The organism is Sphingopyxis sp. CR5, assembly GCF_059693785.1.
Genome location: NZ_JCATIE010000002.1, coordinates 205,185 through 225,426, shown reverse-complemented (window position 1 = coordinate 225,426; position 20,242 = coordinate 205,185). Strand labels below are relative to the sequence as shown.

Here is a 20,242-nt window from a genome sequence, read left to right as displayed (position 1 = left end):
CTTACAGCCGTTCGATTTTCTGGGCGGCTTCGTCGATCAGCGCGACGATCCGGTGCAGCACCTCTTCGTCGACTTCGCGGCGACCGAGGCGGTTGACCAGCACGTTGCGCAGATTGCCCATCGCGCGGCGTACCGATACGGCATCGGTGCGCTGCTGCTCCTCGCCCAGCGCGGCGAGACGCGCGAGGAGGGCCTCTATCCCGTCGGCGTTCGCGGCGAGTTCCGCCTCGCCGTCGGGGGTGATCGCGAACAGCTTTTTCGCGCCCTCGCTCTGTTGCGCCTCGATCTGACCCATGTCGTCGAGCATGGTCAGCGTCGGATAGATGACCCCCGGGCTCGGCGCGTAGGCGCCCCCGGTCAGTTCCTCGACCTGGCGGATCAGGTCGTACCCGTGGCGCGGTTCGTCGGCGATCAGCTTCAAAAGGACGAGCCGCAGCTCGCCGCTGTCGAACATGCGCCGTCGCCGGCCGCGCCCGTCGCCGTCGTGGCCGTGCCGGCCGCCGAAGCCGCGCCCGCCGCCGGGTCCGAAGCCGAACCCGCGTCCGCCGCGGTGCATCGCATGGCGCCGGCCGCAGCCGCGATCGCCATGCTCGTGGTGATGATAATGCATAAAAGCTCCTGTGAGTGAATCAAGATAGCTTTAAGATATATCTTAGATGCAATTTGGCAAGAGGCATTTTTTGCTGTCGGGCGTCAGCCGCGTCGCGGCGGTCGCCTGGGCGGTTCGAATGCGCCCTTTTGCGCGGCTCTCAGGATGCGGCGGAAGGTCGGGCATTCCATATGGCTGGGCGCGCGGCACGCCGCGGCGTGGCGCAATCCGTCGCGCATCGCCGCCAGGCGGGCGATGGTGCGATCGATGTCGTCGGCCTTTTCCGCCAGCGCGCGCCGGTCGATGCGCGGGGAGCCTTCGGACGTGAACATCGCCGCGATTTCGTCGAGCGTGAAGCCCGCCGCACGCCCGAGCGCGATCAGCGCGAGCCGGTCGAGAATCGCAGGACCGAACAAGCGCCGCAGCCCCCGCCGCCCGATCGACGCGATCAATCCTTTTTCCTCATAATAGCGCAGGGTCGAGGCGGGGAGTCCCGACCGCTGCGCGACCTCGGCTATATCGAGTACAGACATGGCTTGACCTCAAGTTGACTTGAAGTGGCAGACTGCCGCTATCGACTCGCGAAGACAAGGATATGCGCAATGATCGACAAAATTGCTTCTCCCACCCAGACCGAACTCTGGAACGGGCCCGCCGGCGAAACCTGGGTCGCCAAGCAGGGGCTGCTCGATGGGCTGTTCGAGCCGGTCGCCGCCTATCTCGCCGATGCGGTCGAGGCGGCCGGGGCGTCGCGCTTACTCGACGTGGGGTGCGGTACCGGCGCGACGACGCTCGGGGCGGCCCGCCGGCTCGGGCCGACAGGTTCGGCGCTCGGCATCGATCTTTCGGCGCCGATGATCGCGCGCGCCCGCGAACGCGCGGCCGCCGAGGCGCTATCGGCGCGGTTTGCGGTCGGGGATGCCGAAACGCACGATTTCGCCGCGAGCGCTTTCGACATGGCGATCTCGCGCTTCGGAGTGATGTTCTTTGCGGACAGCGTCCGCGCCTTCGCCAACCTCCGTCGCGCCATGGTGCGCGGCGGGCGCCTGCATGCAATCGCATGGCGCAGCGCGGAGGAAAATCCCTTCATGACCGCCGCCGAGCGCGCCGCGCGCCCGCTGCTGCCTGCAATGCCGCCGCGCGATCGCGACGCGCCGGGCCAGTTCGCCTTTGCCGACAGCGAGCGGGTGCTGGGTATTTTACGGGACGCTGGCTGGTCCGACAGCGCCCTTACACCGATCGATTTTGCCTGCAGCTTCCCGAAGGAGGCGCTCGCCGGCTACGTTGCCCAAATGGGGCCGCTCGGATTGCTTCTGGCGCAGATGGAGCGGGCCGAGCGTGACCGAATCGTCGCCGCGGTGCTGCCGGCGTTCGGCCGCTATGTCGACGGGGACGTCGTGCGCATAACCGCGGCATGCTGGTCGATCACCGCGCGCGCCTGATCGTCAGAGCGGCGTTTGCTGGTGCTGGACGAGTTTCCAACCCTCTTTGGTGTCGCGATAGGTCGAGGAGCACCAGCATCCATAGGCGTGACCTCCGTCGCGGTGCGCGGCAGCCTTGTATGCGAGGACGCAGATATCAGCGGCGGGGCGCGACAGGTGGTGCTCGCTCAGGTCGACCTCGGCCCAGCGCGGCGCTTGCCCGACTTCCTCGACGATCGCGCCATATTCCATCGCGCCGATCCCCGGAAACACCATCACGCAGCCGCGATCGACCGATCGCTCATATTGATCGGTGCCGCCAAGCCAGAGAGACTTTTCGATTGTCCATGCGGCATCCTCGTCCATGCCAACCTCCTGCTTTGCCAACCCGTCGCGGCAAGCAGGGTTGCGTCATATTTCGCGAACAGCCTCAAGCGCTTCGCAGAGATCGGCGCGCAACGCGGCGAGGCGCGCGGGGCTCAGGCGCGCAGAAATTTTCGCCTCCGCGTCCCAGCTTAACCGTTCCAGCAGCGCCACCGCGCCGCGTCCGCGCGTCGTGAGGGCGACGCGCTTGGCGCGGCGATCGTCGGGGTCGGGGCCGATCGCGACATAGCCGAGCTTGGTCAGGCTGTCGGTCAGATACGCCATGCTCTGCTTGGTCATCCCGGCGCGCTCGGCGAGCTGGACGACGCGCGATCCTGCGGGATCGATATGGCGCAGCACCGCCGAATGCGCCGGCCGCAGGTCGGGAAAGCCCTGCGCGGCGGCCTCGGCATAAACATGGTCGCGCAGCCCCTCGTACAGCGAACGGCAAAGGCGGGCGATGCGGTGGTCGGCGGGGATATTGTTGCGCGGCATGGGCACCCTCTTGACATAAGACAGTCTATCTGTCTATTGCCTCAATAGACAGTTAATCTGACTATTGAGGCAAGGCCATGAATATCGTCGAACGCAATCTCGCCGTCGCGGCCGAACATATCGAGAATGAGGGGCGCGATCCCGCGTCGGTGATGCCGCTCTATACCGATGACATCGTGCTGGAAATTCCGGGGCGCGGACTGATGTTCGAAGGGCGCGCGGCGATCGAAGCCAATTATCGCGCGATGTTTTCCTCGCTCGACGAGATCGCGATCGAACCGCTCGATCGTTTCGCGACCGAGGACCGGGTTGTCGACGACATGATCGTGCGCTTTCGCCTGGTGGGCGAAGGGATGGTCAACGCCCCGATGCCGGTTGGTTCGCGCGTCGCGCTTCGCCTGCTGCACGTGTTTCACATGCGCGAGGGCAGAATCGCGCGCGAGATCGTCCACGAACAATGGACGCGGCTCGGCTGATCCGCCGCACGCCTGCTTGACTTTGCGCGCCGCGACGCTATGAGCGCCCGCGTGTTGTCTGGGTTTCGGCCCCGGCAATTCCGTCCGAGACAGTTGGTGAAGGGGATTTGCCCTTCTTAATCTCCAACCGAGACGGGGAACAGTCTTTCTCGGTCGCCCGCCTGGCGTTTCAGGCGTTCGCGGCTTGACCGACCCCATCGGACATCGTTGCGCGTGGCACAGGCGGGATACGTCCCATGTCTGTCCGCGCGTGTGTTAGCCGCCCGGCGGCGTGCGTGCCTCGTGCGCGCTCGCATCCGGGCAAGAGTGGAGAAACAGGCATGGATCGTGCTGAAAAGGCCGAAGCCGTATCCGCGCTGAACGCTACGCTGTCGAATGCAGCCTCGGTTGTGATTGTTCGCAACCTTGGCCTTACCGTCGCCCAGTCGACGGTGCTTCGCCAGCAGATGCGCGACGCCGGCGCGAGCTTCAAGGTCGCGAAGAACCGCCTGGCCAAGATCGCGCTCGATGGCACCGCCTACACCGGTATCGGCGATCTGCTGACCGGCCCGACGGCAATCGCAGCTTCCACCGACGCGGTGGCAGCGGCGAAGGTCGCCGTGGAATTTGCCAAGACCAACGACAAGCTTGAAATCGTTGGCGGCGGCATGGGCGATGTCGTGCTCGACGTCGAAGGCGTGAAGGCGCTTGCCTCGCTGCCGTCGCTCGACGAGCTGCGCGCGAAGATCGTCGGTCTCGTCCAGGCTCCGGCCACGAAGGTCGCCCAGATTGCGGCGGCTCCGGCGGGCCAGCTGGCGCGGGTGTTTGGTGCCTATGGCGCCAAGGACGCGGCGTAAACTTACCTACCCTACCTGCAACAATTCACCGGCTTTGTCCGGCTTGAGATGGAGAATGAAAATGGCTGATCTTGCTAAGATCGTTGAAGACCTGTCGGCGCTGACCGTTCTGGAAGCTGCCGAGCTTTCGAAGATGCTCGAAGAAAAGTGGGGCGTTTCGGCTGCCGCTGCCGTTGCTGCTGCTCCGGCCGCTGCTGGCGCCGCTGCTCCGGCCGCTGAAGAAAAGGACGAGTTCGACGTCATCCTGACGGGCGACGGTGGTCAGAAGATCAACGTCATCAAGGAAGTCCGCGCGATCACCGGTCTGGGCCTCGGCGAAGCCAAGGCGCTGGTCGAAGGCGCGCCGAAGCCGATCAAGGAAGGCGCCAACAAGGCCGAAGCCGAAGAGATCAAGAAGAAGCTCGAAGCTGCCGGCGCGACCGTCGAACTCAAGTAATCGGGTTCGCGGAGGGGCCGTACCGGTTTCATCCGGCCGGCTTTGCGATGCAAAAGAAAAGGGCGGTGCCGCGAGGCACCGCCCTTTTTCCTTGGCTGTCGGAATCGCTCAACCCTTGGCGAAGCCGGGGCGCAGGCCGCGATGGCCGCGCGCGGGTTCGGGGCGAAGCACCTCCTGTTCGGCCGGCGCCGGTGCCGGGCGCTGCGCGATATCCCACGCGCTCGCGGGTTTGCGGCGCATATCCTTCTGGCCCGCGAGCAAGGCATCATATTCCATCCGCTCGCGGCGATCATAGAAGCGCGCCCGCTTCAACCGCTTCTTGAGAGTCAGGAAAGGATTGTCGCCGGTCGGCCCGGCCATCGCCATCGCTTCGTGCCGTCCCATGCTGCCGTGCGGCGCGGCGGCGAAAGCGGGCGTCGAGCGGGGCTGCGTCGGTGCTGGCACCGGGCGCTCTTCGCGGATCGCGGCCGCCGGGGCGATAGGGGCCGGTGCAAGATGACGCTCCTCGGCCATGACGAGGGGGGCTTCGCCGGCGACGGTACGACGGCGGCGGCTGAAGGCGAAGGCCGCGCCGCCGGCGATCAGCAGCACGGCGGCACCGCCAGCCAACTCCCAAGGGAAGGCGCTGTCCGCTGCGTCGGCGCGTTCGATCGGCGCCGACGTCCTGTCCGCCTGCGGCGAAACGATAGCGGGCGGCGGAACGGCATCGGCCGTTTCGAGAGCAGCGGCAGGTTCGCCCGCCGACAGCGGCTCTTCGGCTGCGCTGCGCGTCGCGACCGTTGACTTCACGACCGAAGGAGCAGGATTGCCGCGCTGTTCGGGCGCGCTGCGTTCGGTCTGCGCAGCCTTTTTCACCGGCGCTTCGGGCGTTTCGGCCGCCTGTGCCGGCGGCGTTTCGGGCTCAGGGTTCAGCGGAACACGGATCACGGGCGCCGTAGGCTGGACGGTTTGCGGCGCGGAGGTGGTGGCGGGGGCGTCGACCGTCGGAGCGACCGGGGGAACCATCACCGGCGGGGACATCTGGATGGCGGGATTCGCCTCTGTCGGCGTCGTCGGCGCCGCGTCGGCGGGCGCGGTCTGCGCGAAAGCCGCCGGGGTGGACAGGGCCAGGAACGCGGCAATCGCGCTCGTGGCGGGGCGGGAGAGGGGCAGTGTCTTCGTCATAGTGAAAGGCAAACGAACCGCCCTTCCAAACCGCTGCGAAAGGTGGCGATATTTCGCGATGAAGCGTTGCCGGTGAACGGTTGAACGAAGAATCCGGGCGGACTCCGCTGGTTCGATTCGCTCGTCAGGCGACCCGGCGTTCGTCCATCTCGTGCGATGCCGCCGCCGATATCGCGGCGCCGATCAGCGACAGGTCGCGGTTGAGGCGCGCATCGAGCGCCGCATCCGAAAGCGCCGCAAGCTCGCAAATGAGCGGCATCGACAGCGACAGGCGCAGGGTGCCCGCCGTGCGGCCGCACGGCAGGGCATGGGTCCTGACCGGCTGACCAAGACGAATTTCATGGCCGACCCAATGATAGGACCGATGCGCGATATGGCCGTGCATCGCGCGCGCGGTGTCGAAGTCGCAGGTGGGCCAGCGTGTCGACAGATCGAGAGTGCGCAGCGTTGCGCTGGCGAGACATGCGTCCGCGCCGCCCGCCACTTCCGCCAGCTCTAGTCGATCGGCAAGCCTGCGGACGTGCCGATCGAACCCTTCCGCGACGGCGGTGCGTCGTTCGGCGGGCAGGTCCGCGAACCTTTCGATCTCGACCAGGGCAGCCTCGATCCGCAGCAGAAGCCCGAAATTGCCCGAAGCGGGAAGGGCCTCGGCCCCGGGCCAATTGGCGGGCCATTCGGCGCGATTCGAAATTCGCCGGAAGCCGCCGGGCAGCGGGGTCGCCCTTTCGCGCAAGGAGTCCGGGACGAGCGCGATCCCGCTGAAGGGCGGGCCGCCGGCGAATTTGGACCCGGTCAGCAGAACGACACAGCCGAGCGCGAGGTAGCGACGGACCGCCTTGGGCGCGATACGCAACTGGCAGGCGTCGACCACGATCGTCGCGCTGTCCGCATAGGCGCTCGCGAGCCGTTCGACATCGCCGAGCGCGGGCAGGGTGAGGCCCGACTTCGAGCCGTGAACGACATGGATCACCGCGCGGCGCCCGCGCGACGCCGCATGATCGATATGCAGCGCCAGTTCTGCGGCAACCGCGGCCGAAGCGCGGGGCCGCCCGGCCGCGTCGCGGAGCGCGACATCGACGAGTTCGGTGCCGGCAAAGGCGGGGTCGATCGCGCGTCCAGGCGTTACGCTGGCCCCCTTCGCCGTCTCTTGCGCAAAGAATCGTCCGGCCGCGCTGTGAATGCAGCCACTTCCGACCTCGTCCCGCCCGAGCAGTACCGAGGTCAGGGGGCGGCCGTCATACGCCGCGGCCAGGCCGACATATTCGAGGTCCGTCCCGGATGCGGCAAAGACGATTGTCGTATCGGCCAGGTCGAAATGGCTGGCGATGCGCTCGCGCAGCGCCGCAAGACCGTCGGCATAGGCATCGGCCGCGAGCGGATGGTCGAGGCGGTGGCGCCAATTACGCAACAGCCTGTTGAAACCATGCTCGGATATGCTGTTGATCGTCGATGAGCCATAGGCGAGCGCGTTCGACGGCAGGACGCTTGCGTAATATGTGTTGCGGCCTTCGGCATCGGGACGAATGCGTGCGTCGCCGCCGCTCGCGAGGATCGTGGCGAGGCGCGACGCGTCGCGGTCGCGCGGCGTAATCCGGTCTAACGCGGGCGAGGTGGCAGTCAGGTGCATCGGCGCGGCCTTTCGGCAGGAGGGGAAGCCGGGCATCGGCTAGCGCGCCAAGATGACAGGGATTTTGCGCTTTCGTGTCAGCGCCGTCATCGAACGGTCACGGCGTTGCAACCTGATCGTGGTCGATAGGCGCCATGCGAACCACCGATCTTTTCCCGACCCGGCTGCCCGATCGCCTGCGCGATACGCAGCGGCTGCTTTTCGTCGCCAAACATGCGCGCTGGACGGGCGCGCTGCATCCCGAGGATGGCAACCACGCCGTATATCATCGCGAAGTCCGCGAAATCCTGGAACGGTTGGGCATCGGCTTGTCGGTTGCGGACAGCTATGCCGCGCTCTTCGACGCGCCCGACGCCGATTTCGTCTTTCCGCTGCTCAACCGCGGCGGCTTTTACAATTCCGAAATGCTGCTCCCGCTGCTTTGCAACCGGCTGGGGCTGCCATATGTCGGCGCATCGCCGATCGTGCGCGGACTGTCCGACGACAAGCATCTGACCAAGCTGGAAGCGGCGTCGCGCGGTGTGCCGACGGCCCCCTGGGCCCTTTTCCGCCGCGGCGCGCCCATCGACGTATCGCGCTGTCCGCCCGCGCGGCGTTGGGTGGTCAAGCCCAACAACAGCTCGGCATCGTGGGGCATTCGCGACGCGCATGATCGCGTCGAACTCGCACAAGCGATCGCCGAGGTACAGGCGCTCGACCATGACGCGCTGGTCGAACCGTTCATCGACGGCAGCGATGTCGAGGTGCCGGTCATCACGCTGAGCGGTGCCCCCGCCATGTTGCCGATGATGATCTTCGAGCAGTCCGATCCGACGCATCTGCGCACCTATCAGGAAAAGCGCGACCTGGTGGACCGCAGCGCGAAATACCGGCTGCGTCTGTTCGACGACCCCGCGCTGGCGGCTCGCCTCGCCGATTTGACGCGGCGAATGGTCGAGATTTTCCGGCCGTTCGATTACGGCCGTTTCGAGTTTCGCGTCGATTTCGCGACGAGCGAGATCCGCCTGCTCGAGGTCAACCTGAACTGCAACCTGTGGTCCGAAAAAGTCTTTGGCCGCGCCGCCGTCGCCGCGGGGTTCAGCCAGGCCGACCTCATCGAAACGATCGTCGCCGAAAGCATGATCCGCCAGGTCGGCACGGCCGGCACGCGAAGGGATGCCGCATGATCGGCTCGATCCTGATCCTTGCCGGACGGCGTCCGGGCGCGGTCGACGCGCTCGCGGCGGCGCATGGCGTTGCCGACAAATGCCTGGTCCCGGTGGCTGGGCGGCCGATGATAGCGCATGTGCTCGACAGCGCGGCGGCGAGCGGGGCGGACCGGATCTTCGTGTCGACCCACCACGCCGCTTTGACGGAGGATCTGACCGATCCCGTCGCTGCTGCGCTCGGCGATCGTCTGGTGGTCGTTCCGGCTGCCGGCAATTTGGCGGATTCGGTACTCGCGGTTGCCGAACGGGCCACGTTCCCGCTGCTGATCACGACCGCCGACAATTGCCTGCTGACCCCAGGCACCATCGCCGAGATCGGCAGCGAGGCGGCGCGGCTCGGCGCCGAGGCCGGCGTCGCGCTCGCGCGGCGCGAGGATGTCCTCGCGGTGCATCCCGAGGGACAGCGGCGCTTCTACGAATTCTCGGACGTCGCGGTGTCGAACTGCAATGCCTATTGGATCGGCGATCGCGCCGCGCTGAAAGCCGCCGAAGCCTTTCGGGGGGGCGGCCAATTCGTCAAGAAGCCCATGCGGGTCATGCAGGCCTTCGGGTTGATCAACCTGCTGCGCTTCCGCTTCGGGCTTGGGCCGATACACCATATATTCCGGCGCATTTCCCGGCAGCTCAAGGTGGACGTCGCTCCGCTACTGGTCAGCAACGGGGCGACGGCGATCGACGTCGACAACGACCGGTCGCTGCGCGTGACCGAGATGCTGATGCGGCGCGCCGGAGTTGTCAGTCCGCCACCCAGTTGCCGTGAAAGCCCGGCGGCACGCGATGCGGCAGATGCACGACCGCTTGCGGAGGTCCGCTGAAATCATCGGCATTCAGGATGACCAGATCGGTCGTCTCGCTGGTCATGTCGACGACAAGGCCGATCAGCCAGCCATCGTCTTCGGCCCCCTGCGCGCCGCGCGGCACGAATACGAACTCGCCGGGGTGGCGCCCGGCACCGAAATCGCGCGTCTCGGTCGTGCGCTTTTCAAGGTCGTGACGATAGAGGCGCGTATCGGCGATCGCCATTTCGACACAATCCTCGCTCGGCAGGGAAACGCTGTAAACATAGCGATAGGGCCGGGTCGTCAGCCGCTCGTCGTAGCGCGGGAATTCCTGATTGTGATCGTGAAGGACCGTCCGGACCGTTTCGCCGGCCGCCGGGTCGATCGTCCAGCGCTCCAGGCGCGAACGTTCGCTGTCCGGACCGCGTTTCGAGCGCGCGAACATCGTTTCGTGCGCGACGACGTCGACGACGACCTTGCCATCCTTCGTCTCGAACGCATTGGCAGGATGGAAGACGTAGCAGGGCTCCACCGGCACCCACCGGATGTCGCCGCCGCGGCCGGTCCTGGGAAGCAGCCCCACCCGCGCCGGATGCGCATCGTTCCACGCATAGGGAAAGCGATAGCCGGCGAGCAGCGACTTCATCGAAAAGGTCACGGGCAGGTCGAAGACGAGCACGTAATTTTCGGTGATCGCGCAGTCGTGGATCGACGGACCATCGGCGACGGCGACGGGTTCCTCGCGGATCACATGCGCGTCGGCATCGAGCACGATATGCCAGACGGTGCCGAACTGGTCGCCCTTATAGGTGATCGCGTGCGTCTCGTTCGTGAACGGGTCGTGGTGCGGATGCGCGGTGTAGGGGCCGGCGAGCGTGCCGTCGAAGGGGTTGTGCGCGATGGTTTCCAGCGTTTGCGACAGTTCAACGGGCTTCCCGCCCGCTTCGACGATCGCGAAAGTGCGGCCGGCGAGGCCGACGACGTTGGTGTTCGGCGCGTCGAAGCCCTCTTCGCGCGGGCCGGGCGGGATCGGTTCGCCTAGCTTCGCGCACGCTTCGGTGCCGCGCACCCAGCGGTTGCGATACCAGCGCGCCTTGCCGCCTTCGATGCGAATGCCGTGGACCATGCCCGCGCCGGTGAACCAGTGATAGGCGGCGGGGTCGGGGGGGAGAGCGGGGTTGGGTCCGTTGCGCAGGTATCGGCCGGAAAGCGCCGCGGGAATCTCGCCCTCGACCTCCAGCGTTTCGAGCGTCAGTTCTTCGCTCATCGGCTTATGGATGCCGGTAAGGAAGGGATGGGCGTCGGTGGGGCGGGGCAGGCGCTTGCGATTGAAATCCGCGACCTTGCCAATGCCCCTGGCGACCGCGCCGCGGATGAGGGTTTCGACGTTGCCGGTCATGGGATTCTCCTTGGGCGGAAGTTGGCGAAGGTGCCGCGTGGCTTGTGTTGGCGACTCGTTTATGTTTACGGTGAAAACATGATGGCGATCAAAGATAACAGTGTCAACATAAAAGCGGCGAAGACGAGCGCGGCGCGTGGCTATCACCACGGCGACCTGCGCGCCGCGGTGATCGCGGCGGGGCTGGAGCGCCTGTCCGAAGGCGACAGCGCCGAGCTGGGCCTGAGGGCGCTGGCGCGCGAGGTCGGGGTGAGCGCAACCGCGCTTTACCGCCATTTTCCGGACAAGGAGGCGCTGCTCGACGCGCTCGCCGACGAAGGGTTGCGGCGCCTGGGCGCGCGGCAGGCACAGGCGTGGCTGAAGGCGGGCGGCGGCCGCGCGGGCTTCCGGGCGACCGGGGTCGCCTATGTCCGCTTCGCCCACGACGAACCCGCGCTGTTCCGGCTGAGCTTCACGCGCCAGATGCCCGAGCGCAAGAGCGGCGACGACGAAGGCGATGGCGGGGAAGTTGCCTATAATCTGCTCCGGGCCGGGGTGAAGGACGTTTTCGCCGACCCCGCGACGATCGATACGGCGGCGCTGCACGCCTGGGCGCTGGTTCACGGGCTCGCGATGCTGATCCTCGACCGGCGCGTCGATTGGGACGAAGCAATGGTCGAGCGCGTCGTCGGCCTGACCTTTGGCGGGGTCGATTAACGGCGGAGCGCCCGCCGGATGCGACCGGTCGCGAGCGCAGCGCGACTATTAGCTATTTCTTTCCCGATTTGCGCTATGTCCGATCCATGACGCGTCCGCTCCCCCCGGCCACGGAAGCGATATTCTGGTCGCTGGCGACGGCGCTCGGCTATTTCCTGCTCGCCACCCTGTCGCTCGAAGCGACGAAAGGTGCCGACAATATCGCCGCGGTCTGGCCGCCGAGCGGCTATTTTCTGGCAATGCTGCTGCTGATGCCGGCGCGGGCACGGCCGTTCGCCTTTGCGGCCGCGGCGGCCGCGAGCCTGGCGTCGAACTGGTGGGGCGGGGCGTCGCTGTGGTTGGCGCTGTCCTTCACGATCGCCAATGCCTGCGAAGCCGCCGTCGCGCTGTGGGTCATCGAGCGCCGCGAGTCGGGCGATCTTTCGTTCATGGTCCCGCGCGCCGTGGCCAGCTTTGCGGTCGCCACCGTTGCGGCAAGCCTGACGAGCGCAGGCATCGCGACGCTGATGACCGGCGGCACCGTCGATTTCCTGCGGTCGTGGCTGACCACCGTTGCGCTGGGTATCGCGATCGTCACGCCGCCGCTGGTGATGCTGGCGCGGCTGGTGCGTTCCCGCGCGATGGCGAACACGACGCTGCGCATGCGCGTCGAAGCCGCGCTGCTGCTTACGGCGGCGGCGATGTTGACGGTGTTCGCATTTTCGCAGACCGCCTATCCGCTGACCGCCCTGCCGCTGGTCGCGGTGGTCTTCGCCTCGTTCCGGCTGGGACCCTTTGGCGCCGCGTCGAGCATCCTGATCGTTGCCGCGATCACCTCCTGGTTGACGGGGCAGGGCGAGGGACGCTTTGCCTCGCTGCCCGGCGGCGATGCGACGACCGTCCTGTTCCTGCAATTCTATCTGCTGATCCTGCTGTTCACCGCGCTGCCGCTTGCCGCGCTGATCGTTTCGCGCCAGCGGCTGATGGATCGGCTCGAGCAGAGCAACCGCCTGTTGTTGCAGGCCGAAGAGGCCGCGCTGGTCGGGCATTGGCGCGTCGATGTCCTCGACTGGACGATCCAGTGGTCGGATCAGGCGTATCGCATCCACGGGATCGAGCCGGGCACACCGGTCGGCGTGGAAAACAGCGGCGATCTTTACATGCCCGGCGATGGCGCAAGGCTGCGCGCGACTGTCGCGGAGGCGGTCCGCAAGGGCACCGATTTCGAATTTCATGGCCAGATCATCCGCGCTGACGACGACGAAGTGCGCGATATTGTGTCGCGCGGCTCGGTCGAGCGGAGCCGGACGGGGCGCGTCGTCGGCATATTCGGGACGATCCAGGATGTCACCGAAACGGTCGAGAACGCCCGCATGCTGGACGCCGCCCGCCGCGATGCCGAAGCGGCGGCGAACACCGACCAGCTGACCGGCCTTCCGAACCGCCGCCACACGCTCGCGTTTCTGACGAAGGCGCTCGCGGCATCGCGCGGCGGCGGCGCTCCGCTGGCGGTCGCGATTTTCGACATCGATCATTTCAAGGCGATCAACGACCGCTATGGTCATTCGGTCGGCGACAGCGTGATCCGCCGTGTCGGGCGGCGGGCGAAGGCCTCTTTGCGCGAAGAGGATATGGTCGGGCGCTATGGCGGCGAGGAGTTCGTCTGTGTGCTCCCCGGGGCAAGCGCCCACGCGGCCGCCGCCATGGTCGAGCGGGTACGGCAGGCGATCGAGGCCGACCCCGAGGGCGCCGAAGACGCGCCGAACGTGACGGTGAGCATCGGGCTGGCGGTCTATGCCGGCGAGGCGACGATCGAAGATCTGCTCCAGCGCGCCGACCAGGCGCTTTACGCGGCCAAACGCGGCGGCCGGAATCGACTGCAGGTCGCGGCCTGAAACGAAAAAGGCGCGAAAACCCTGGGGTTTCCGCGCCTGTTCCAATCGGTTGCCCGCAGGGTTTAGCTGGCGGGCTGTTCCGTCGCGGCGGCGTCACCGGCGGCCGTTTCGGGCGCCGGGGCCGGCTTGCCGGTCGCCTGGGCGACGGCGGCGGCGAATTGTTCGGGAGTATAGGCGGCCACGATGCCGGCGGTGCCCATGTTGAAGGCGCTACGCGGCAGCGCGACGTCGCCCGAGGCGGTCGCGATCACGACGTTGGTCGCATCGAACGACTTGACCGAACCGAGCACCGCGGCGCCGTTGATGCTGCGCACCTCGACGCCCGGCTTCAGCGCGGCGGCGACCGCCGCGTCGTCGGCGGCCGAGGCCTGGTTCGCCTGATTGACTGCGGCGGCGAACTGTTCGGCGGTGAAACTGGTAGCGAGACCCTGTTGCGAGACGAAGAAGGCATTCTTCGGCACCTTCACTTCGCCGGTCGGGGTCGTCACGACGACGCCGCTCGCGTCGACGAGCTTCACCTTGCCGAGGATCGCGGTGCCGCCGGCGCTATGCACGTCGGCGCCCGGCTGAAGCGCCGAGGTCAGCGCCGCGGCGTTGTCCGAAGCGGCCTTGTCGATCGCCGCGGTCAGCTGGGCGAGGGTGATGGTGATCGCCGGGCCCTTGTCGCCCTGGGTGAAGGCGTTTGCGGGCAGGGTCACCGGCTTGCCGTTCATTTCGACGACAATGTTTGCACCGTTAACACTCGAGATCGGGCCGATCTCCGTGCCTTCGCTGTCGTAAACTTTGGTACCCGCGGTCAGATTGGGGCCTGCGGCATCCTGCGCCGCTGCCATCGTGGGCGCGGCCGCGACGGCGGCGAGGCCAAGGGAAACAGAAGTCAGAAAAGCTGCGATCTTTCGCATCGCGTAATATCTCCTTGAGGAATGAATCCGGTATAGCGTTCGGGGTCTCAACGCACCGACACCCTGGATGGCTAATCAATTGCTGACGAACCGTGCATATCATGCGACGAACCGTTTGAGTGGCGTCGAAATGCCGTCTAGCATGGCGGCGGTGCCGATACGGGACGGGGGGATGCAATGGACGATGAAAATTTCGGACGCCGTAGGATATTGGGCGCGATGGCGGGCGCCGCCGCGCTGCTCGCGGTGCCGGCTGTCCTTGCCAAAAATCGCCGCAGCGGGGTGAAGGCGCTGATCGGCAATGCGTCCGACGGCGCGCTCGACAAGCTGGCGCAGCCGGGCGCCTTTTACGCCGACACCGCGGTCCGCATCCTGTTGCCGGGAGCGGGCGGAAAGCTGGCGTCGAAGCTGCTGGGTGCGGGCGATCGCCTGGGCCTGACGACCGGGCTGACCAAGAGCCTGAACGATGCGGGCGGCAAGGCGGCCGGCGAGGCCAAGCCGATCTTTCGCGCGGCGATCGACGATTTGAGCTGGTCCGACGCCCCCGCGCTGGTGACGAAGACCGACGGGGCGACGCGGTACCTGGAATCGAGCGCCGGCGATGTGCTGTACGACAAGGTCCATCCGCTGATCGGATCGGCGCTCGGCGAGGTAGGCGCGTTCGACCAGCTCGATCGGCTGGGCCAAGGCAATCCGCTGTTCGGCGCGGCGGGGCTGTCGCGCGACGGGCTGACCCAATCGGTGACGCAGCAGGCGTTGAAGGGCATCTTCCACTATATGGCGGGCGAGGAAGCCGCATTGCGCCGCGATCCGGCAAAATTGCTGAAGGGAATTTTCTGAGGGGCGCCCGCTGCCGCGAGTGGGGAGAGGGCGGCTTTCGATCGAAAGCGACCCTTCCTCTTCTCGTCACCCCGGACTTGATCCGGGGTCCATTAAGCGCAGCGTTGCATGAATGGATCCCGGATCAAGTCCGGGATGACGAATGGCGGTGAACCACCGATTGCGGACCTTCATCAAAGCTATAAAGTTGCACTGATGAAACTACCTCCCAAGACGCTCCAATCGAAAGAGCAGCTGCTTTTTGTATGCCTGATTGCATGGCTCGGCATCGCTGGGCTTTTGTATGAGCGCTTCCGCTATAGCCTTCCGGCTTGGCAGTCGATCGGAGCGGTCATGGCCTTTATGGCCTTCGGCTATGTCACCTATCTTGTAGCGCTTAGGGCCTTGAGGCGTTGATGCTCGTCTGCTTCCCACCCCAAAATCGCCATTCGCTACCGATCTGGATCGAAGGACCGGAAACGACCGGAGGTGGACCTTTACCTCATCGTCATCCCGGCGAAGGCCGGGATCTCGCCGGTGCCGAAATCCGCTAGCTTGAGATCCCGGCCTGCGCCGGGATGACGGATAGGGGACAGTCCGCTTCCCACCCCCTTTCCGTCATTGGCGGAGGAACCGTCGCAAGGGCAGCGGATCGGGGGCTGCCGCCGTTGACACTCTGCGGGCGCGATCCTATATGGCCAGCACACCCTTCCGTCCGGGACGGACCCGCCTTTGCGCAGCGGGTTCCATGAATGGGGCGTCGGGGATTTCGGGATGCGTGATGAAGCTGCGGTAAACCGGCAACGGTTGCTTGCGGCCTTTTTGCGTCTCTATCGCGCCCCGCGATTCGGAATTCAAGCAGGCGAGACAATCACATATGGCGACCAAGGCGACGTCGGTGGGCAAGGCCCTCGAAGCTACCGCGAAGAAGCGTATCCGCAAGCTGTTCGGTGACATCCACGAAGCCGTGGAAATGCCCAACCTCATCGAGGTGCAGCGCGAATCCTATGAGCAATTCCTGCGGTCCGACCCCTCGGTCGGCTATGTCTCCGGCCTCGAAAAGACGCTGCGCAGCGTTTTCCCGATCCGCGACTTCGCCGGCACCGCCGAGCTCGACTTCGTCCATTATGAACTCGAAGACCCGAAATACGACGTCGAGGAATGCCGTCAGCGCGGCATTACCTATGCGGCGCCGATGAAGGTCACGCTGCGCCTGATCGTGTTCGAGGTCGACAGCGAAACCGACACCCGCAGCGTCCTCGATATCAAGGAGCAGGACGTTTACATGGGCGACATGCCGCTCATGACCGAGAACGGCACCTTCTTCATCAACGGCACCGAGCGTGTCATCGTCAGCCAGATGCACCGTTCGCCGGGTGTGCTGTTCGACCATGACCGCGGCAAGACGCACTCGTCGGGCAAATATCTCTTTGCCGCGCGCGTGATCCCCTATCGCGGTTCGTGGCTCGATTTCGAATTCGACGCCAAGGACATCGTCAACGTCCGCATCGACCGCAAGCGCAAGCTGCCGGTGACGAGCCTGCTTTATGCGCTGGGCATGTCGAGCGAGGAAATCCTCAACTTCTTCTATGACCGCCTGGTCTTCGAGCGCGCCGAGGACGGCTGGAAGGTTCCGTTCGTCGCCGAAAACTGGCGCGGGTCGAAGCCGACTTTCGACGTCGTCGACGCGAAGACCGGCGAAGTCGTGTTCGCCGCCGGGCACAAGATCAGCCCCCGCCTGGCCAACAAGGCGGCGAAGGACGGTCTCGAAACGCTGCTGATCCCGACCGAGGAAATCTTCGGCCGCTATTCGGCGTACGACCTGATCAACGAGACGACCGGCGAAATCTATATCGAGGCCGGCGACGAAGTGACCGCCGAAAATCTCGAGAAGATGGACGCCGCGGGCATCGACAAGCTGGTGCTGCTCGACATCGATCACAACAATACGGGGCCGTGGATCCGCAACACGCTGAAGGCCGACAAGGCCGAGGACCGCGACCAGGCGCTTTCGGACATCTACCGCGTCATGCGCCCCGGCGAGCCGCCGACGCGCGAGACCGCCGAAGCGCTGTTCGACGGCCTGTTCTTCGACGCCGAACGCTATGATCTGTCGGCGGTCGGCCGCGTCAAGCTGAACATGCGACTTGGCCTCGACGCCGAGGACACGGTGACGACGCTGCGCAGCGAGGACATCCTCGCCGTGGTCAAGGAACTGGTGAACCTGAAGGACGGCAAGGGCGAGATCGACGATATCGACAATCTCGGCAACCGCCGCGTCCGGTCGGTCGGCGAGCTGCTGGAGAACCAGTATCGCGTCGGCCTGCTTCGCATGGAGCGCGCGGTGAAGGAGCGCATGAGCTCGGTCGACGTGTCGACCGTGATGCCGAACGACCTGATCAACGCGAAACCCGCGGTCGCGGCGGTGCGCGAATTCTTTGGTTCGTCGCAGCTTTCGCAGTTCATGGACCAGACCAACCCGCTGTCCGAAGTGACGCACAAGCGCCGCGTTTCGGCGCTCGGGCCGGGCGGGCTTACCCGCGAGCGCGCGGGCTTCGAGGTTCGCGACGTCCATCCGACCCACTATGGCCGCATCTGTCCGATTGAAACGCCGGAAGGCCCGAACATCGGTCTGATCAACAGCCTCGCGACCTTCGCGCGCGTCAACAAATACGGTTTCATCGAGACGCCGTATCGCCGCGTCGTCGACGGCAAGGTGACGAGCGAAGTCGTCTATCTGTCGGCGATGGAAGAGCAGAAGCACACCGTTGCGCAGGCGAACGCCGATCTGAACCCCGACGGCAGCTTCGCCGAGGAACTGATCTCGGCGCGCGAAGGCGGCGAGTTCCTGATGGCGCCGCGCGAGCAGATCACGCTGATGGACGTGTCGCCGAAGCAGCTCGTTTCGGTCGCGGCCTCGCTGATCCCGTTCCTGGAGAACGACGACGCCAACCGCGCGCTGATGGGATCGAACATGCAGCGCCAGGCGGTGCCGCTGCTGCGCGCCGAGGCGCCGGTCGTCGGCACGGGCATGGAAGGCACGGTCGCACGCGATTCGGGTGCGGCCATCGCGGCCCGCCGCGGCGGCATCGTCGACCAGGTCGATGCGACGCGTATCGTCATCCGCGCGACCGACCTCGTCGAACCGGGCAAGTCGGGCGTCGACATCTATCGCCTGCAGAAGTTCCAGCGGTCGAACCAGAACACCTGCGTCAACCAGCGTCCGCTGGTGAAGGTCGGCGACGTGATCCGTTCGGGCGACATCATCGCCGACGGTCCCTCGACCGAGCTCGGCGAGTTGGCGCTCGGCAAGAATGTGCTCGTCGCGTTCATGCCGTGGAACGGCTATAACTACGAGGACTCGATCCTGATCTCCGAACGTATCGTGAAGGACGACGTCTTCACCTCGATCCACATCGAGGAGTTCGAGGTCACCGCGCGCGACACGCGGCTTGGGCCGGAGGACATCACCCGCGACATCCCGAATGTCGGCGAGGAAGCGCTGCGCAACCTCGACGAAGCGGGCATCGTCTATATCGGCGCCGAAGTCGGCCCGGGCGACATCCTGTGCGGCAAGATCACGCCGAAGGGCGAGAGCCCGATGACGCCGGAAGAAAAGCTGCTGCGCGCGATCTTCGGCGAAAAGGCGAGCGACGTGCGCGACACTTCGCTGCGCCTGCCGCCGGGCGTGTCGGGTACCGTCGTCGAAGTCCGCGTCTTCAACCGTCACGGCATCGACAAGGACGAGCGCGCGATCGCGATCGAACGCGAGGAAATCGAGCGTCTGAAGCAGGACGCCGACGACGAACGCTCGATCCTGAACCGCGCGACCTTCTCCAGCCTGAAGGAATTGCTGGTCGGCCAGACCACCAGCGCGGTTCCGAAGGGCATGAAGAAGGGCGAGGAGCTGAGCGAAGATCAGCTCGCCGACCTCGACCGGGCCGACTGGTGGAAGCTTGCGGTCGTCGACGACAAGGCGCAGGCCGCGCTGGAAGCGATCAAGGCGCAGTATGACGACGCGATCAAGCGGATCAACGCGAAGTATGAAGATCGTGTCGAGAAGCTGCAGCGCGGCGACGAACTCGCTCCGGGCGTGCTCAAGATGGTCAAGGTCTTCGTGGCGATCAAGCGCAAGCTGCAGTCGGGCGACAAGATGGCCGGCCGTCACGGCAACAAGGGCATCATCAGCCGCATCCTGCCGCAGGAAGACATGCCCTTCCTGGAAGACGGGACGCCGGTCGACGTCGTGCTCAACCCGCTGGGCGTGCCGAGCCGCATGAACGTCGGGCAGATCCTGGAGACGCACCTCGGCTGGGCGTCGCGCGGCTTTGGCCAGCGGATCACCGCGGCGCTCGAGGACTGGCGCGCGGCGAACCCCGACGCCGAAGCGGGCGCGCCGCCCGAAGCGGTGCGCGAGGCGCTGCTCCATGCCTATGGCGACGATTATGCCGAGGAGATCAAGGCGCGGACGAGCGAGCAGGTCGTCGACCTGGCCGAGCATCTGAAGCTGGGCGTGCCGTTCGCGACGCCGGTGTTCGACGGTGCGCGCGAAGGCGACGTGTCGGCGATGCTGGAACGCGCCGGGCTCGACCGTTCGGGGCAGGTGGACCTTTACGACGGCCGCACCGGCGACCGGTTCGACCGCAAGGTGACGGTGGGATATATGTATATCCTGAAGCTCCATCACCTGGTCGACGACAAGATCCACGCGCGCTCGATCGGCCCGTACAGCCTCGTCACCCAGCAGCCGCTGGGCGGTAAGGCGCAGTTCGGCGGCCAGCGCTTCGGCGAGATGGAGGTCTGGGCGCTCCAGGCCTATGGCGCGGCGTACACGCTTCAGGAAATGCTGACGGTGAAGTCCGACGACGTGATCGGCCGCACCAAGGTTTACGAAGCGATCGTCAAGGGCGACGACACCTTCGAGGCCGGCATTCCCGAAAGCTTCAACGTGCTCGTCAAGGAAATGCGCTCGCTGGGCCTCAACGTCGAGCTGTCGTCCTATTCGGACGAAGACGACGACGAAGGTCCGGACGCGCTGCCTGAGGCTGCGGAGTAAGAAATCTCCCCTCCCGCTTGCGGGAGGGGCCGGGGGTGGGCGCGGGACAAGCCCACTTCCGAGTGACCCGATTGCCCACCCCTAACCCCTCCCGCAAGCGGG

General features: G+C 66.0%; 19 protein-coding genes. 11 read left to right on the top strand and 8 right to left on the bottom strand.

Going from position 1 to position 20,242, the window contains the following annotated elements:
* Position 1 precedes the first annotated feature (1 nt).
* Positions 2–610: a PadR family transcriptional regulator gene (locus AC58D2_RS03950; RefSeq protein ID WP_497387545.1), complete on the bottom strand. Its 609-nt coding sequence runs from the start codon at positions 608–610 to the stop codon at positions 2–4.
* A gap of 83 nt (positions 611–693) precedes the next feature.
* The gene (locus tag AC58D2_RS03945; protein ID WP_497387543.1) at positions 694–1,122 is read right to left on the bottom strand and encodes a helix-turn-helix domain-containing protein; all 429 of its coding nucleotides are present in this window, start codon (positions 1,120–1,122) and stop codon (positions 694–696) included.
* A 69-nt stretch (positions 1,123–1,191) separates the two neighbouring features.
* On the opposite strand from AC58D2_RS03945, the gene AC58D2_RS03940 reads away from it, so the two are divergent.
* A complete protein-coding gene (locus AC58D2_RS03940; RefSeq protein WP_497387541.1) occupies positions 1,192–2,031 on the top strand; it encodes a class I SAM-dependent methyltransferase in 840 nt (279 codons plus the stop codon).
* Between the two features lie 3 nt (positions 2,032–2,034).
* Here AC58D2_RS03940 and AC58D2_RS03935 read toward each other — a convergent pair whose 3' ends face one another.
* Positions 2,035–2,376: a DUF4440 domain-containing protein gene (locus AC58D2_RS03935; protein ID WP_497387539.1), complete on the bottom strand. Its 342-nt coding sequence runs from the start codon at positions 2,374–2,376 to the stop codon at positions 2,035–2,037.
* A gap of 45 nt (positions 2,377–2,421) precedes the next feature.
* Positions 2,422–2,868, bottom strand: a complete 447-nt coding sequence (locus tag AC58D2_RS03930) for a MarR family winged helix-turn-helix transcriptional regulator (protein ID WP_497387537.1) — start codon at positions 2,866–2,868, stop codon at positions 2,422–2,424.
* 77 nt (positions 2,869–2,945) lie between these two features.
* Between AC58D2_RS03930 and AC58D2_RS03925 the strand changes: the two genes are divergently transcribed.
* The 3 genes from AC58D2_RS03925 to rplL all read left to right on the top strand — a co-directional run bounded on the left by AC58D2_RS03925 (position 2,946) and on the right by rplL (position 4,616).
* Positions 2,946–3,344 carry a nuclear transport factor 2 family protein gene (locus AC58D2_RS03925; RefSeq protein ID WP_497387535.1) on the top strand — a complete coding sequence of 133 codons (399 nt, stop codon included), beginning with the start codon at positions 2,946–2,948 and terminating at the stop codon, positions 3,342–3,344.
* Between the two features lie 320 nt (positions 3,345–3,664).
* Positions 3,665–4,180, top strand: coding sequence for a 50S ribosomal protein L10 (gene rplJ, locus AC58D2_RS03920; RefSeq protein ID WP_089215026.1), 516 nt, complete (start codon positions 3,665–3,667; stop codon positions 4,178–4,180).
* Positions 4,181–4,241: 61 nt separating this feature from the next.
* Positions 4,242–4,616 carry a 50S ribosomal protein L7/L12 gene (rplL, locus tag AC58D2_RS03915; protein ID WP_089215025.1) on the top strand — a complete coding sequence of 125 codons (375 nt, stop codon included), beginning with the start codon at positions 4,242–4,244 and terminating at the stop codon, positions 4,614–4,616.
* 108 nt (positions 4,617–4,724) lie between these two features.
* Here the strand turns inward: rplL and AC58D2_RS03910 are convergent, their stop codons facing one another.
* Positions 4,725–5,780: a hypothetical protein gene (locus AC58D2_RS03910; protein ID WP_497387532.1), complete on the bottom strand. Its 1,056-nt coding sequence runs from the start codon at positions 5,778–5,780 to the stop codon at positions 4,725–4,727.
* 124 nt (positions 5,781–5,904) lie between these two features.
* Positions 5,905–7,407, bottom strand: a complete 1,503-nt coding sequence (locus AC58D2_RS03905) for a hypothetical protein (protein ID WP_497387530.1) — start codon at positions 7,405–7,407, stop codon at positions 5,905–5,907.
* 134 nt (positions 7,408–7,541) lie between these two features.
* On the opposite strand from AC58D2_RS03905, the gene AC58D2_RS03900 reads away from it, so the two are divergent.
* On the top strand, positions 7,542–8,573 hold the full coding sequence (locus AC58D2_RS03900; protein ID WP_497387528.1) for a D-alanine--D-alanine ligase family protein: 1,032 nt from the start codon (positions 7,542–7,544) through the stop codon (positions 8,571–8,573).
* Positions 8,570–9,430 carry an NTP transferase domain-containing protein gene (locus AC58D2_RS03895; protein ID WP_497387526.1) on the top strand — a complete coding sequence of 287 codons (861 nt, stop codon included), beginning with the start codon at positions 8,570–8,572 and terminating at the stop codon, positions 9,428–9,430. The genes AC58D2_RS03900 and AC58D2_RS03895 overlap by 4 nt, the downstream gene beginning before the upstream one ends.
* On the opposite strand, the gene AC58D2_RS03890 is transcribed toward AC58D2_RS03895, so the two are convergent.
* Positions 9,351–10,793, bottom strand: coding sequence for an 8'-apo-carotenoid 13,14-cleaving dioxygenase (locus AC58D2_RS03890; RefSeq protein WP_497387524.1), 1,443 nt, complete (start codon positions 10,791–10,793; stop codon positions 9,351–9,353). The two genes, AC58D2_RS03895 and AC58D2_RS03890, sit on opposite strands and share 80 nt — an antisense overlap.
* Before the next feature lie 81 nt (positions 10,794–10,874).
* Between AC58D2_RS03890 and AC58D2_RS03885 the strand changes: the two genes are divergently transcribed.
* The gene (locus AC58D2_RS03885; protein ID WP_497387522.1) at positions 10,875–11,489 is read left to right on the top strand and encodes a TetR/AcrR family transcriptional regulator; all 615 of its coding nucleotides are present in this window, start codon (positions 10,875–10,877) and stop codon (positions 11,487–11,489) included.
* A gap of 86 nt (positions 11,490–11,575) precedes the next feature.
* The gene (locus tag AC58D2_RS03880; RefSeq protein ID WP_497387520.1) at positions 11,576–13,363 is read left to right on the top strand and encodes a sensor domain-containing diguanylate cyclase; all 1,788 of its coding nucleotides are present in this window, start codon (positions 11,576–11,578) and stop codon (positions 13,361–13,363) included.
* 62 nt (positions 13,364–13,425) lie between these two features.
* Here the strand turns inward: AC58D2_RS03880 and AC58D2_RS03875 are convergent, their stop codons facing one another.
* Positions 13,426–14,265 carry a hypothetical protein gene (locus tag AC58D2_RS03875; RefSeq protein WP_497387518.1) on the bottom strand — a complete coding sequence of 280 codons (840 nt, stop codon included), beginning with the start codon at positions 14,263–14,265 and terminating at the stop codon, positions 13,426–13,428.
* Between the two features lie 177 nt (positions 14,266–14,442).
* On the opposite strand from AC58D2_RS03875, the gene AC58D2_RS03870 reads away from it, so the two are divergent.
* The 3 genes from AC58D2_RS03870 to rpoB all read left to right on the top strand — a co-directional run bounded on the left by AC58D2_RS03870 (position 14,443) and on the right by rpoB (position 20,140).
* Positions 14,443–15,105, top strand: coding sequence for a DUF4197 domain-containing protein (locus AC58D2_RS03870; RefSeq protein WP_497387516.1), 663 nt, complete (start codon positions 14,443–14,445; stop codon positions 15,103–15,105).
* A 195-nt stretch (positions 15,106–15,300) separates the two neighbouring features.
* Positions 15,301–15,501 carry a hypothetical protein gene (locus AC58D2_RS03865; RefSeq protein ID WP_497387514.1) on the top strand — a complete coding sequence of 67 codons (201 nt, stop codon included), beginning with the start codon at positions 15,301–15,303 and terminating at the stop codon, positions 15,499–15,501.
* 460 nt (positions 15,502–15,961) lie between these two features.
* Positions 15,962–20,140: a DNA-directed RNA polymerase subunit beta gene (gene rpoB / locus AC58D2_RS03860; protein WP_497387512.1), complete on the top strand. Its 4,179-nt coding sequence runs from the start codon at positions 15,962–15,964 to the stop codon at positions 20,138–20,140.
* Positions 20,141–20,242: the final 102 nt, after the last annotated feature.